At 45.6% G+C, this 13950-nt stretch carries 13 protein-coding genes; 4 read left to right on the top strand and 9 right to left on the bottom strand.

What is annotated here, in order from left to right; all coding sequences use genetic code 11:
* The 6 genes from FTV48_RS12590 to FTV48_RS12615 form a co-directional block, all read right to left on the bottom strand.
* Positions 1–253: YdcH family protein (locus FTV48_RS12590; protein WP_180000552.1), on the bottom strand; the 253-nt coding region annotated here is incomplete at its 3' end.
* An 88-nt stretch (positions 254–341) separates the two neighbouring features.
* Positions 342–674, bottom strand: a complete 333-nt coding sequence (locus tag FTV48_RS12595) for a chaperone modulator CbpM (RefSeq protein WP_005095341.1) — start codon at positions 672–674, stop codon at positions 342–344.
* Between the two features lie 459 nt (positions 675–1133).
* Positions 1134–1595, bottom strand: a complete 462-nt coding sequence (locus FTV48_RS12600) for a DUF2147 domain-containing protein (protein WP_005095344.1) — start codon at positions 1593–1595, stop codon at positions 1134–1136.
* Between the two features lie 323 nt (positions 1596–1918).
* Entirely contained in the window at positions 1919–2794 is an 876-nt protein-coding gene (locus FTV48_RS12605; RefSeq protein ID WP_005095347.1) for an Hsp33 family molecular chaperone HslO, read from the bottom strand.
* 50 nt (positions 2795–2844) lie between these two features.
* Positions 2845–4698, bottom strand: coding sequence for a cation:proton antiporter (locus tag FTV48_RS12610; protein WP_180000554.1), 1854 nt, complete (start codon positions 4696–4698; stop codon positions 2845–2847).
* A 75-nt stretch (positions 4699–4773) separates the two neighbouring features.
* On the bottom strand, positions 4774–6996 hold the full coding sequence (locus FTV48_RS12615) for a primosomal protein N' (RefSeq protein WP_159516184.1): 2223 nt from the start codon (positions 6994–6996) through the stop codon (positions 4774–4776).
* 150 nt (positions 6997–7146) lie between these two features.
* On the opposite strand from FTV48_RS12615, the gene gspF reads away from it, so the two are divergent.
* The 3 genes from gspF (at position 7147) to FTV48_RS12630 (ending at position 9486) form a co-directional block, all read left to right on the top strand.
* On the top strand, positions 7147–8352 hold the full coding sequence (gspF, locus tag FTV48_RS12620; RefSeq protein WP_074383949.1) for a type II secretion system inner membrane protein GspF: 1206 nt from the start codon (positions 7147–7149) through the stop codon (positions 8350–8352).
* Positions 8353–8431: 79 nt separating this feature from the next.
* Entirely contained in the window at positions 8432–8866 is a 435-nt protein-coding gene (gspG, locus tag FTV48_RS12625; protein ID WP_005095357.1) for a type II secretion system major pseudopilin GspG, read from the top strand.
* A 284-nt stretch (positions 8867–9150) separates the two neighbouring features.
* Positions 9151–9486 carry a hypothetical protein gene (locus FTV48_RS12630; protein WP_005095358.1) on the top strand — a complete coding sequence of 112 codons (336 nt, stop codon included), beginning with the start codon at positions 9151–9153 and terminating at the stop codon, positions 9484–9486.
* Between the two features lie 153 nt (positions 9487–9639).
* On the opposite strand, the gene lnt is transcribed toward FTV48_RS12630, so the two are convergent.
* Positions 9640–11199, bottom strand: coding sequence for an apolipoprotein N-acyltransferase (lnt, locus tag FTV48_RS12635; protein WP_180000556.1), 1560 nt, complete (start codon positions 11197–11199; stop codon positions 9640–9642).
* Complete coding sequence (locus FTV48_RS12640; RefSeq protein WP_005095361.1) at positions 11196–12035, bottom strand: HlyC/CorC family transporter; 840 nt, start codon at positions 12033–12035, stop codon at positions 11196–11198. The genes lnt and FTV48_RS12640 overlap by 4 nt, the downstream gene beginning before the upstream one ends.
* A 202-nt stretch (positions 12036–12237) precedes the next feature.
* On the opposite strand from FTV48_RS12640, the gene tusA reads away from it, so the two are divergent.
* Positions 12238–12498 (top strand): sulfurtransferase TusA, encoded by a 261-nt coding sequence (gene tusA / locus FTV48_RS12645; protein WP_100329307.1) that lies wholly within the window; start codon positions 12238–12240, stop codon positions 12496–12498.
* 229 nt (positions 12499–12727) lie between these two features.
* On the opposite strand, the gene FTV48_RS12650 is transcribed toward tusA, so the two are convergent.
* On the bottom strand, positions 12728–13950 hold a 1223-nt coding region (locus tag FTV48_RS12650; protein WP_180000558.1), incomplete at its 5' end, for an electron transfer flavoprotein-ubiquinone oxidoreductase.

A 13950-nucleotide genomic window follows, 5' to 3' on the forward strand; every position in this document is an offset into this window, starting at 1 on the left:
GATCGGCTTCAGAACTTTTTAGCAGACGATAAATTTCATCTTTCAATTTTAGCTTTTTACGCTTGATCGCTTCAATATCATTGTTGATATGATTGACCGGGTCGAGTTCAAGCTGACTAATTTTCCTGTCCAGCTCATTATGTTCCTCAAACAATTTGGCAAAGTATGGATTTTCCTCGCGAAGTTGCACAATCAAGTCGCGGTATTCGGGAAACATGTATTTCATTTTTTTATTACAATCTTTGGTTTTCATAGCGCTTTTTATACTCTAATCATCAAATTAAAAATAAATATGCCCTGATCTGCAGCGAAAGATGCAGATAGACAGAGCATCAAAGGACTTACTTAAAATGCAAATGTTTGACCTCGCGGCGTAACTCCTGCACTTCATCGATGAGGTCCAGCATCATCGCGACTGCGGTAAATGACGCATCAAAATCGCGTTGCAGGCGATAGGCGCGTTGTGCACGCGAAATATCCTCACCGAGGAAAGTGCTGGCTGGCGTGACAGGAGAACGATCGGGCAGAATTCCATGTTCAATCAATTGCATGACCCATTCCGGACTTTGTCCGCATGCTTCTGCGAAGTGGATGAGGTCAAATGAGTGATCGTCCATAATTTCTGACGGGGTATAGTCCTGTGAAAAGCTTTCTTGGTACTGAATTGTAGTCATGGCTCTACTCCTTAAACAGCCAAGTGTGCAAAATTGAGAGAATGAAAAGGTACTGAAGTAAAACGCTTTCTATTCTTCGGATATGCAGACTCAGAGTGATGACTCAAATGATCACGAGAAAAAAATCGGTATGTTCCGGTATTCAATGCATCAGGAACGCGCGAATAAGAGAAGGTGAAAGTGAACGCTGTTTTTATAGTTTTATGTTTTATTGACCGAGTGTGTTCAAACACTTTCCTGTGTTGAATATACGCTGCCCTATGAGGACTGCAAAGCAGACCTGATGACAGAATTGAACAAGGCTGAAGATTGATCATCATAAATGGATAAAAAATAACCGTCTTCGATCCATTATTATGACTTTAGCTGCGCCAAAACAGTTTTTATTTGTACCTTATTGTTTCAAATCATGACAAAGAAAAAGCCCCTGATACAGAGGCTTTGAAAATCTTTCTGAAATTAATGTTTTATCCAGGTTACACTGCGGCCAATTACTGAGACACCGACATAACCACGCAAGGTTAGGCGTTTGCCATTGGCACTTAGGCGTGCTTTGCCTTTGTAAATTTTGCCACTGATCGGATCAAGCACTTTGCCGTCATGGTATTCACGTGGCTTTTTCGGATCTGCTTTAAAATCCCAGATAAACGGCAGGCCTATAAACGGTTTATCTTTGAGCTGACCTGGACATTTATGACAGATGCCCATTTTCTCCGCGCCAGGCAGGCTACGTGTTGCGACAATTATTCCTTCATAGCTACCATCCGCTTTCTTACGAACTTCTACATCCGCACGAGAATAGCCTGATTGATCATCAATGGTTTTCCATTTACCCACTAATGGATCTTCATAGGCAAAGGCCAAGCTAGAAACCGCAGCCAAACTTATCCCCATCACTAGAGTGTTCAATAATTTTTTCATAACATACCTGTTAAATTTGATACTGTATTCATTTTAGAATTATTACTCTAATTTATTTTAAAAGCATAATTAAATCAATACTATAAAATGTGATTGTATTCTCATAATTTTTTTAAAACGATGATTATTTGGTCTTTGTTAATGTGAATAGTCTTATAATTTAAATGGGATTTTGGGGTGGGGTTTATCTGAGGATCTGATTCAGTGAATAGGCAGGTTTTCTACTGGAGGTAAATATGCTCTGTTGAGCTTCGTCATGTAAATTTTAAAACATAAAAAAGCACTCCTGAGGAATGCTTTTTTAAATCCATACTTAGCACCGCTTAGCTTAGATGTTCACCACATAGACCTAAGGCCTCTTCGGCTGTAAAGGTATATTGGCTATTACAGAACTGACAATCCATTTTGATCGGATTCTGGAATTCCAGTGTTTCACGTATTGATTCTACGCCAATCTGTTGTAAGGCCACTGCACAGCGCTCTTTAGAGCAGGTACAGCCAAATTTCAAGGCTTCAGTTTCTGGCAAGCGCACTTCTTCTTCATTATATAAACGGTAAAGAATGTCAGTGGCTTGCAGGCCGATTAGTTCTTCAGTTTTCAAGGTTTCAGTGAGCATGGTCAGACGCGGCCATAAATCTTCATCAACACGGCGCTGTTCTTCTTCACTATTCCGTGGCAATAGCTGAATCAGTAAACCACCGGCGCGCTGATGGTCGCTTGCCAGTACAATGCGCGTTGGAATCTGTGCAGACAGGTCATAATACTGCATGAGGCAGCCAGCCAGATTTTCTTTGTCCAGCGGCACAATACCTTGATAACGCTCACCAAATTCTGGTTCGATATTGATAAACAGCACTGGAGAAACCAGTGACTTTAAGATGGTGCTGCTGTCTTCACCCACCAGAAAGTGCGGATCTTCTTCATAGTCCGCCAAAGCGCGAACTTCACCCAGGTGGTTGCATTCAGCCATTGCCCATTTAAATGTGCCTGATGCCTGAATTTGCAGGCTGATACGCCCTTTAATCTTCAAGGTGCTGGCAAGCAGTGCAGTCGCAGTGAGCATTTCACCCAACAGAATCTTGACCGCAGGTGCATAGTCACGTTGCGCTAAAATGGTTTGTAAAGCTTCTTCAAGATGCACCACTTCACCACGAACAGGGCTATCTTCAATAAAAAAGCGTTGGCGTAAATCAGACATAAAATTCTCCATAACCCTGCTTTAATGGTGTCATTATTGTAAAACACAAGTTATGACAGATCATCTCTTAACGCATCAATTCCTGCGCCGTTTGTATCCTGTTGCGGCTGTGTATCTGTTTTTTGAACTTTGTTGCGTTGATCCTGCGCAAACAGATGTTCGAGTTCTGCCAAGCTACTGCGGTGATGTTCATAACTTGCGTGTTGATCCGAATCCAGATGGTGTTGACTGTTGAGTAATTTTTCATCATGTGCGCGGAAGTATTCAATCTGTTGCTGACTTTCTTCCGGAGCAGTATTCAACTGGCTTAACAAAGCCTGACTCATTTCCAGTGCTGAAAAGTAGTTTTCACGCCAGATTTTCTCTACACCTAAATCCTGTAACAGATGCACATGATGACGATCACGCGCGCGTACCCATAAACAGGTTTCAGGATAATTCAGCCGGATATGCCGCACGATCAGCATCGAATCTTCAATATCATCAATGGCAATAATCACTTGCTGGGCCATCGCAATTCCTGCATGTGCCAAAGTTTCTGGCTCTGTCGCATCAGCCTGATAGAAAGGGATCTGATACTGCGCAAGCAGTTCAGTGGCTGGCACATTGCTGTCCATGACACTAAATACATGCTGTTGTTGCAGTAAAATCCGGGCAATAATTTGTCCAAAGCGGCCAAATCCAATCAGCAAAATAGGGGGGCTGGCTTGAGGACTGGAATCGGTTTCGAAGGTGGCTGCCAGATGATTGTTTTGATCCAGACGCGGTAAAACCTGACTGTGTAATAACCAGTAAAATGCCGGGCTAAGTAATAATGAGAAACTCACCATCCAGAGCAAGGGAGACAGCAGATTGGCTGCGATGATCTGGTCGGATACCGCAATCACCAGCGCCAGCAAGGCAAACTCGCCACCTTGTGCCAGGCTGGCTGCCAGCAAGCTACTGTTGCGCCAGCTATTTTGATGATAACGCGCCAATACCAAACTGATTGCAAACTTGACCAAGATCAAAGTGAAAGTGCCACCGAGAATGATCCAGAGGAAATTCAACAGATCAGATAGCTGTAATGACATGCCCAGACTGATAAAGGCTAGGCCCATCAATAAGCCCTGAAAAGGCCGAATGGTGCTTTCTACCGCGGGCCGGAAATCTGAATCTGCCAGTAAAATCCCGGCAAATAAAGCGCCAAGAAACAGATTCAGTCCAAGCGTACTCATCAAGAGCAGCAGTGCCAAAGTTACCGCAATCGCCACAATGGCATGCAGTTCGTGACTGCCACTTTTTGCAATCCAGCGATATAGTGGCTGCATCAGATAGCGATTACACAGGAACAAGCCGGTAAAAGTAGTGATCATCGCGGCAAAATAAGCCACTCCGTGTTCGGTCGAGGGAATTCCACTAAATAAAGGAATGGCGGCAATCACAGGAATGGCCAGCAGGGCATGCAGCAGCAGGATTGAATAGGTCTGTTGACCATAGCTGGTGGCAAACTGTTCCTGATTGTGGAGTTGTTGAATCACCAAGGTCATGGCTGACAGACTGCCAGCAAGTCCAATCACAATACTGGCCAGCAGGCTTTGTTGTAGAAAAATCCAGGCCAGCAGGCTAAAAATCAAGGTGCTCATTAGTACCTGCAAAGCAGCCGTCATCCACAGAGATTGACTGATCTGGGCGATGCGTTGTGGTCTGAGTTGCAGCCCGATCCAGAACAGCAGTGCCAACAGGCTGACGTTCATGAAACTGTTCATCAGGTCTGGAGTCTGAATCAGATGCAAAATACCGGGACTTAAGATCAGTCCTGTTAACAGATAGCCCAGTACGCTTGGTAGTCTGAGCCTTTTACTCAGTGGCACTATTAAAAGTGCGACCACCAAAACCAGTGTTATTTGTAACAGTATCGACATTTTCCTGTCCTAAATTTTATGCTTGATCAAGACGTTGATGCGTATGTCCCGGACATGGACTCAGATGCAATTCTCTTAGCTGAGTTCTTGCGGGTCAATGTCCAGCGTCAGCTTCATGCTGGAAGGTTTGTCCTGCAGCATATTCTGCCACCAGCTGCGCACATAGTAATGCAAACGTGGACGATCTGCTGACAAAAGCACCATATGCGACTGATAGCGCCCAGCCTTACGTTCCATCGGCGCAGGAATGGGCCCCCAGATGTCCAGCACCAGATCAGGATATTGCCTGAGGAATGCCGCATGTTTCTGTAAGAATTCGGTATTTTGTGCCTGATCCTTGGATTCGCAGCGAATCAGGATGGCATAACGATAGGGCGGCATCTGGGCAATTTGCCGTTCCTTTAAGGTCTGCTGGGCAAACACACGATAATTTTCATTGACCAAGGTATTCAGCAGGGCATGATCCGGTCTGAGCGTCTGCAAATAGACATCGCCTTTGTGTTCACCACGTCCGGCCCGGCCTGAGACCTGAACGATCAGTTGTGCGGTACGTTCGGTGGCACGGAAATCCACACTGAGCAGACCGGAATCAATATCCAGAATCGCCACCAGCGTCACATAAGGAAAATGATGCCCTTTGGCCAGCATCTGGGTGCCGAGCAGAATCGCGGGTTCACTTTTTTGAATCTTGTCATAGATTTTTTGCCAGCTACCCACCCGGCTGGTGGAATCGCGATCGACCCGAATCACTTCATGATCCGGAAAAAGTTCATTCAGATGTTCTTCGACCTTGCCAGTGCCCATACCCAGTGTGACCAGTTCCTGATGCTGACACTGCGGACAGTGCTCCGGCATTCGGTGAATGGTGCCACAGTGATGGCAATGCAGATGCTGATAAGGCTGGCGATGCACAGTAAAATTGGCATCGCAGTGCGGACATTGTGCCTGCCAGCCACAACTGCCACAAAGCAGGACGGGGGCATAGCCACGGCGGTTTAAAAAGATCAGTACCTGTTCTTTTTTCTCCAGACGCTTTTTGATGTCCTGAATCAGTTGCAGACTGATGCCATGCTTTTTCTGTGCCACCTTTAAATCCAGAATATGGATTTTCGGCATTAAGGCTGTGCCGGCACGTTGATTCAGCTCCAGCACCTGCATTTTGCCATGTTCAACCAGCGCATAACTGTCAATGCTTGGCGTCGCTGATCCCAGCAGCACTGGACATTGCTGTAAATGGCCGCGGTACAGGGCGACATCGCGGGCATGATAGCGGAAGCCTTCCTGCTGCTTAAAAGACAAATCATGTTCTTCATCCAGAATGATCAGACCTAAATTCGGTATGGGGGTATAGATGGCGGAACGTGTGCCGAGGATGATTGAAGCTTTGCCAGTTTCTGCTGCCTGCCAGGCTTGCAGACGTTTTGTATCATTTAGGCCTGAATGCAATAGCGCGATATGACACTGAAAACGCGACTGGAAACGGCTAATCGTTTGCGGGGTCAGACCAATTTCCGGTACCAGCACCAAAACCTGCTTGCCCTGTTTCAGCACCTGTTGCATGATTTGTAGATAGACTTCGGTTTTGCCGCTGCCGGTCAGACCATCCAGTAAAAAAGCCTGATATTGATTGCGATACTTTAATACCTGATCAATGGCATGTTTCTGTTCAGGATTAGCGGTTAGCGGCATTTGCGCCAATTGCATCGGCTGTGGACTGAAATCTTGTGGCTCCAGCACACAGGTACAAATCTCTTTTTTCTCCAGTGCTTTTAAGGTCGCAGTTTCAATTCCGGCCAAATTCAATACATTTTCAGTGGTGCCAACCGGATGCAGTTTTAAAATCCGGTAGGCTTCCTGCTGCTTTTCCGAACGGCGTATTTTAGCTTCAGCATCAGGGTTCAGAAGTTTCCAGGTGCGGGCCAGCAGGTTATAAGGCTTACCTTGGCGTAACAGCGTTGGCAGGGCACTGTGCACCACTTCACCCATCGGAAACTGATAATACTGTGCCGACCATGTCAACAAACTTAAAACTTTAGGGTCTATGATGGCACGTTCATCCAGCAATTCAGTGACGGGCTTGAGTTTAAAACGTGGGTCGACCGGAGTATCTGCGGAGAGCTTTTCGATAATCACCCCAACCAGATTCTGTCGTCCAAAAGATACCAATACGCGTGCGCCGACCTGGGCCTGCTCAAATTGTTCTGCATTCATACTGTAATCAAAACAATCGAATACATGCACAGGTACAGCAACGCGTACGCGACAAAGTGGACTAGAATCGGTATGAGAATTTTGCATGTCTGGTGCTGGATATCCTGAAGAAATTTCGTCGTGCTTAAAGTTCGATTATGGTAGAGTGAGCAGATAATTTATATCAAAGAATATGAATGATTTCGGTGGTCTGACGCAACAGCGTTAAGCAAAATTTTGGAAAATTAGAGCATTACAATGCCTGCATATCAGTTTATTGCGCTTGATGCTTCAGGAAAGCAGCAAAAAGGCGTGCTGGAGGGGGATTCTGCACGTCAGATCCGGCAACAGTTAAGGGATAAAGCACTTATTCCGGTCTCTGTTGATCCTGTCGAGAAAAAAGACAAACATGATCGGCGGAAATGGTTTGAAAAAAGCATTACCGCTTATGATCTGGCCTTAATGACCCGGCAATTATCTGTCCTGGTCGCCGCCGCGATTCCGCTGGAAGAAGCCATCCGCGCCGTCGGCAAGCAAAGCGAAAAAGTACATGTACAAAATCTGCTGATGTCGGTGCGTTCCAAGGTTCTGGAGGGGCATAGTCTGGCGCAGGGTCTGCAACAGTCCGGGCGGTTTCCAGAATTGTATATTGCCACCATTGCGGCCGGTGAACGTTCCGGGCATCTGGATCTGATTCTGGATCAATTGGCTGACTATACCGAAAACCGTTTTGCCATGCAGAAAAAAATTCAAGGCGCGATGGTCTATCCAATTATTTTGATGCTGATGTCTTTTGCCATCGTGATGGGGCTGATGACTTATGTGGTGCCAGATATCGTCAAGACTTTTGATCAAAGCAAAGATGCCTTACCGTGGATTACGGTCGCCTTGATGAAAGCCAGTGATTTTATTCGTATTGCGTGGCCATTTCTCTTGGTTGGCGGTTTCTTGGGCATCTCCCTGCTGATACGATTCTTAAGAACCACAGCCGGGCATTATGCCTTCGACCGTTTAACCCTGAAACTGCCTTTATTTGGAAAATTATCACGCGGGATTAATGCCGCACGTTTTGCCAGTACCTTATCCATTTTGACCCAGTCAGGCGTGCCTCTGGTCGATGCCCTACGGATTGGCGCTGCAGTCAGTAATAACTGGGTGATTCGTGATGCGGTCAATCTGGCAGCGGAAAAAGTCACCGAAGGCGGCAACCTGGCAACCCAGCTGGAGCGCAGTGGTTATTTTCCGCCGATGATGGTACAAATGATCAAAAGTGGCGAAGCCTCGGGCGAACTGGATCGCATGCTGGAGCGTGCATCACAGATGCAGGATCGGGAAGTCACCACGCTGATTTCGACTTTACTGGCCTTATTGGAACCTTTAATGCTGGTGCTAATGGCCAGTATTGTTTTGGTCATTGTGATTGCGGTGATGCTGCCAATCGTCAATATGAATAATATGATTTAAACAGAATCAAGTTAAAATTCCTGTGGTATTAAAATTAAATTGAATGTTGTGAATGATGCAAATGAATGAGAGAGATTGAATGAAAAGGAATCAATTAAATAAACAGACGGGCTTTACCTTAATCGAAGTGATGGTGGTGATTGTGATTCTCGGTGTGCTTGCTGCACTGATTGTACCGAACGTGATGGGACGCGGTGAAAAGGCCAAAGTGGATACCACTGTGATCAAGTTACAGAGTATTGCTGGTTCACTGGACCAATATAAGCTGGACAATGGCAAATATCCAAGCATGCAGGAAGGTGGTCTGGATGCACTGGTGAATCAGCCAGCGACTGCGAAAAACTGGTTGCCGGGCGGCTATGTCAAGGGCGGCTATCCTAAAGACAGTTGGGATAATGATCTGCAATATGTGATGCCGGGCACAAATGGTCGTACTTTTGATCTGTATTCATTCGGTGCAGATGGTCAGTCGGGTGGTGAAGGCACCGATGCTGATATTTATTATCAGCCTTGATTGAGAATCAATATAAACTCTCAATAGATGGAATATATCACTTCACTTAATAGATGTTTTCAATACTAAGTGAAGTGATAATAACTCTTAATTATAAATTATAATCTAAGTTTTTGATATTTATTGTAATTAATTAATAATTTGTATATGCGAGTTATAATAAGAATTATTCCCATATTTATCTATTACAATTATCGTAAAATATGAATAAATATAGACTTTCTATTTACCCAAAAAGGCTCATAATGATCTGAACGGCACTTGACGAGCCAACGGAGAAGAATATGAAAGCATTAATCTTAGGGGATGAAATAAACCAATTTCATTGGTCGATGCTGAAATCTGTTCTTTTGGTTTTAAGCATGTTACCGATTAGTCAGGGCATTCTGCATTTATGGCAGACTACCGAGGGTAGCAGCCAGATTATGGTAGGTTTTTTTGCCATCAGTTTGATGAGTTCATTATTTGCATTGTGCTTCTGGTCGGCACTGAAAGCCTCGGTATTGCAATTAAAACAACGGCAGATGTCTGTATTCGAAAATATGATGGTGCAAACTTACCGCTATCTTCCAATGTTATCCCTCGCCAGTATGATTTCTTATCTAGCAGTTCAGTTCTAAAATTTGAAATATAAAAAACCGAGGCATTGACCTCGGTTTTTTATTGCCTTGAGTGTCCGTCCCTTTCGTAAAGGGAGCTTAGGAGAGATTGATAAGATGTTATATCTAGGAATTCACCTAAATCTCCCTTTGTAAAAGAGGGACTTGAAGAAATTATCTTCTCGACTTAAAACTGACATCCACTTTACGGGGACGGAAGCGCCATCCCACCAGCAAAAGTAAAACTGAAAAGATCATCACCGGCCAATCACTGAGTTTCATATACAACGTTTCACCTTGCATGGCTGGAAGTTCACCCCGCAGTACCGCTTCCTGATCCATCGGGGCTTTTTTCACAATATGGCCATTGTGGTCAATAAAGGCGGTCACGCCGGTATTGGTGGCACGGATAAACCATCGGCCATTTTCCTTAGCGCGCATTTGCACCATTTGTAGATGCTGCAAAGGTCCTGCCGTGCCGGTAAACCAGGCATCGTTCGAGACCGTAACTAAAAAGTCACTTTGACTGGCATTGCGGCGTGTCAGGTTTGGATAAGCAACCTCATAACAAATTGCGGAACCTAAAGGATGGTTTTTCACATTCAATGGTTTTTGATTGTCCGCACCACGGGTAAAGCCGCTCATAGAGGGATCATTCTGTAAACCTGGCAATACCCAGCTTAACCAGCCTGACAGCGGAATATATTCACCAAAGGGCACCAGGCGCTGCTTTTTATACAAACCCTCCGACTCATCACCCGTGGCCATAATGCTGTTGTAATATTTCGGATAACCCGCAGCCTGTGATTCTGGTAAGTCCCAATACGGAATGCCGGTGACCCAAGCCGTACCCGATTTTTCAGCCTGTACTTTCATGGCTTCCAGAAAGGCTTCAATATCAGTCTGGAACATCGGAATCGAGGACTCTGGCCAGACAATCAGATCGCGGCCCCATTCGGTCTTGCTCAGATTGGCATAGATCAATAAGGTTTTTACCTGATATTCAGTCAGCCATTTCAGATCTTGCGGAATATTGCCCTGAATCAGAGAAACCGTAAGCGGTTTTTCATTCTTTGGTTGCACAAAACTCAATTGAGCCGCGCCCCAGGCACCGATTAGTAAAATTGCAGCAGGAACCACCCAGAACAGACGTCGGTTCAGAATTTCGACCAGTGCACAGGCCAGAATAATCACCACAAAAGATACTCCAAACACCCCAAACAGAGGTGCATAGGCATCTAGGTAGCGTTCGGTAAAAGCATAGCCGGCAAACAACCACGGGAAACCGGTAAAGACCCAGGTTTTAGACCATTCAAACAGAACCCAAAGCGGGGCAAAGGTCAAAGGGGTTTCCGGGAAAAAGCGGCGATAGACAAAGGTTTGAACGGCGCTAAACAGGCCCATCACCAGTGCCATGATCAAGATCATTACAACACTGAGAAATGCACTGGTATCGCCATAGACATGAATTGAGGTATACAGCCAGAATGCGCCCACAAACCATAGGCCAATTCCATAGGCCCAGCCAATTCCAAAGGCCTGTTTGGCACTACGTCCACGCAGGCAGGCATAGAGCAGTGCCGGAGACAGGATGGCCAGCCACCAGTAATGATAGGGAGCCAATGCCAAACTGAAGATAGCACCTGCAAATAAGGCAATTAAAACAGGATAGATCAGCGGCAACGGTTTTTGCTGTTGATCAGAACTCAACAGCTTGTCGAAATACGCTCTCATTGGCGCACGGCTCGAATTAGGTGAATAGAGCGTGAATCTGCTTCAAGAATGGTAAATTGCCAGTTTTCCAGTTCAATGGTCTGGCCTTCAAGATCGTTCACCAGACCAATTTCCTGTAATAACAACCCGCCCATGGTTTCCACTTCATCGTCAGAAAAATTCGCATCCAGCATATTATTGAAATGCTCAATCGGGGTCAGAGCTTGTACTATCCAGGTATTGGCGGTGTTTGGATCGTTATCCGGAACAATGAATTGTGCCTCTTCATCGGCATTGTCATGTTCATCTTCAATTTCACCAACAATTTCTTCCAGAATATCTTCCAGCGTGACCAGACCCGAGGTGGTGCCGTATTCATCAATCACCACGGCAATATGGGTCTGGGTGTTTTTCAGCATCCGCAGCACCTGATCGGAACGGGCGCTCTCTGGTACAAATAAGGGTTGACGCATCAGTGCGCGAATATCGACTTTGGAGGTTGGTTCGGTCAGAAAAGGCAATAAATCCTTGGCCAATAGAATGCCGACCACATTATCGGTTTGATCGGAGGAAAAGACCGGAAAACGCGAATGCGCAGATTCGACCAACACATGCAGGATATCCAGCAGTTGGTCATCTTCCTGTAAGCTGATCATCGACGTGCGAGGCGTCATGACTTCGCGAATTTTGGTTGCCGGAAGGTCAAGTACACCTTCAAGCATGGCAACAGTATCGGGTTCTAAAAATCGACGTGAATCTTGTACTAATTTTAGCAGTTCGTCGCGAGTTTCGGGTGCAGTTCCCAGCCATTTACGTAAGCCGCGCATACCCCACGACGGGCCTGATTCCTCGTGCATGATTTTTCCTGAAGACTCTTAATATCTAAAAAAACGTGGTTTTATCATACCGCAGAAAATACGCTTGTCTATTGTAAATATGATGTGCAGGCATGATCGTATCAGTCAGGGCTGCGTTTAGTCGTGTGTACTTTGGCAAAGCCGCAATGCCCGAGCGGGATTATGCTAAAATATTTTCAGTCTTCCACTCTTGAGTCTATCGATGCCCCCAACTGAAATTATCCCAAGCCTGCAATTAAATACCCGAGGTTTACGCTGTCCTGAGCCAGTCATGATGTTGCATCAGGCCATTCGTAAATCTAAAGCCGGTGATGTGGTTGAGGTGTTTGCTACCGATAATTCAACCTCTTGGGATATTCCAAAATTTTGCATGCACTTGGGACATGAATTGCTGTTGCAGGAAGAGTGTCTGGATGAAAACGGCAATAAAGAATTTCATTATCTGGTGAAAAAGGGCGGCTAAATTGGCCGAATTTTTTTTGAAATTTATGATCTGATAAGAGTTCCTATTCGATCTTAAAAATAATATTATCGCCATTCTCCAGAAAATAAACCCGCTTTCGAGCGGGTTTATTTTGTTCTCATGAGAGCTTAAATATTCGGATATGAGAACTTGCGGAATATATTCCTCATTCGCAAGATTACCCTAACATTACATGTTAGGGTATGAGCTCGCGCAAGGACTATCCGAATTACATGTTAGGGTAATTAGGACCACCGCCACCTTCCGGTGTTACCCAGGTGATGTTCTGAGACGGATCTTTAATGTCACAGGTCTTGCAGTGTACACAGTTGGCTGCATTGATCTGGAAACGTTTTGAACCGTCATTATTTTCCATGATTTCATAGACACCCGCCGGGCAGTAACGCTGCGCCGGTTCATCCCATTTAGGCAGGTTTACTTCAACCGGAATAGAGGCATCGGTCAGCTTTAAATGCGCAGGCTGGTTTTCTTCATGCACGGTATTCGATACAAATACAGAAGATAAACGGTCAAAAGTCAGCTTGCCATCCGGTTTTGGATAGTTTGGCTTGAAGCTTTCAGCGGCTTGGGTTTTCAGTGCAGCATGGTCTTGCACCAGATCATGCAGGGTAAATGGTACTTTGAACACGTTCTGGTCGATAAAGTTAAATGCACCACCCATCCATTGACCGAACTTGTGCATCGCCGGGCCAAAGTTACGTGAATTGTATAACTCTTCTTTGAGCCAGCTGTTGTTGAACTTGTCGGTATAAGCGGTGAGTTCCTTAACAAAGAAATCGTCACCCTCAACCACACGTGCAATCGCCAGATCACCGCCTTTTTCCACACCAGCCGCAATCGCTTCAAATACCGCTTCACCGCAGAGCATGCCGGATTTCATTGCGGTATGTGAGCCTTTGATTTTGGCAAAGTTCAGGAAGCCGGCATCATCACCAATGAGTGAGCCACCCGGGAAAGTGAACTTCGGTAACGAGTTAAAGCCACCTTTGGTCACGGCACGGGCGCCATAAGAAATACGCTTGCCGCCTTCTAAATACTGCTTGATTAAAGGATGGGTTTTCCAGCGCTGCATTTCCATGAATGGATACATATGCGGGTTGGTGTAGGACAGATCCACGATCATACCCAAAGTCACCTGATTGTTTTCAGCGTGATACAGCCACCAGCCGCCTGAAGAACCGGTTTCATTCAATGGCCAGCCGGCGCCGTGCATCACCAGACCCGGTTTGTGCTTGGCAGGATCAATCTCCCAGAGTTCTTTAATGCCGATCCCGTAATGCTGTGGATCTGCATCTTTGGCCAGATTGAACTGTTCAATCAGACGTTTACCGAGGTGACCACGACAGCCTTCAGCAAAAATCGTATATTTGGCATGCAGTTCATAACCCGGAGTAAAGTTATGCGTCGGTTCGCCATCTTTACCAATGCCCA

The organism is Acinetobacter sp. YH18001, from assembly GCF_013416975.1.
Lineage (GTDB): Bacteria > Pseudomonadota > Gammaproteobacteria > Pseudomonadales > Moraxellaceae > Acinetobacter > Acinetobacter pseudolwoffii.

What these genes read in the sequence shown, in the direction of transcription:
- FTV48_RS12595 (WP_005095341.1), bottom strand. Translation starts at nt 674, where the DNA reads ATGACTACAATTCAGTACCAAGAAAGCTTTTCACAGGACTATACCCCG.
- FTV48_RS12600 (WP_005095344.1), bottom strand. Translation starts at nt 1,595, where the DNA reads ATGAAAAAATTATTGAACACTCTAGTGATGGGGATAAGTTTGGCTGCG.
- FTV48_RS12605 (WP_005095347.1), bottom strand. Translation starts at nt 2,794, where the DNA reads ATGTCTGATTTACGCCAACGCTTTTTTATTGAAGATAGCCCTGTTCGT.
- FTV48_RS12610 (WP_180000554.1), bottom strand. Translation starts at nt 4,698, where the DNA reads ATGTCGATACTGTTACAAATAACACTGGTTTTGGTGGTCGCACTTTTA.
- FTV48_RS12615 (WP_159516184.1), bottom strand. Translation starts at nt 6,996, where the DNA reads ATGCAAAATTCTCATACCGATTCTAGTCCACTTTGTCGCGTACGCGTT.
- gspF (WP_074383949.1), top strand. Translation starts at nt 7,147, where the DNA reads ATGCCTGCATATCAGTTTATTGCGCTTGATGCTTCAGGAAAGCAGCAA.
- gspG (WP_005095357.1), top strand. Translation starts at nt 8,432, where the DNA reads ATGAAAAGGAATCAATTAAATAAACAGACGGGCTTTACCTTAATCGAA.
- FTV48_RS12630 (WP_005095358.1), top strand. Translation starts at nt 9,151, where the DNA reads ATGAAAGCATTAATCTTAGGGGATGAAATAAACCAATTTCATTGGTCG.
- lnt (WP_180000556.1), bottom strand. Translation starts at nt 11,199, where the DNA reads ATGAGAGCGTATTTCGACAAGCTGTTGAGTTCTGATCAACAGCAAAAA.
- FTV48_RS12640 (WP_005095361.1), bottom strand. Translation starts at nt 12,035, where the DNA reads ATGCACGAGGAATCAGGCCCGTCGTGGGGTATGCGCGGCTTACGTAAA.
- tusA (WP_100329307.1), top strand. Translation starts at nt 12,238, where the DNA reads ATGCCCCCAACTGAAATTATCCCAAGCCTGCAATTAAATACCCGAGGT.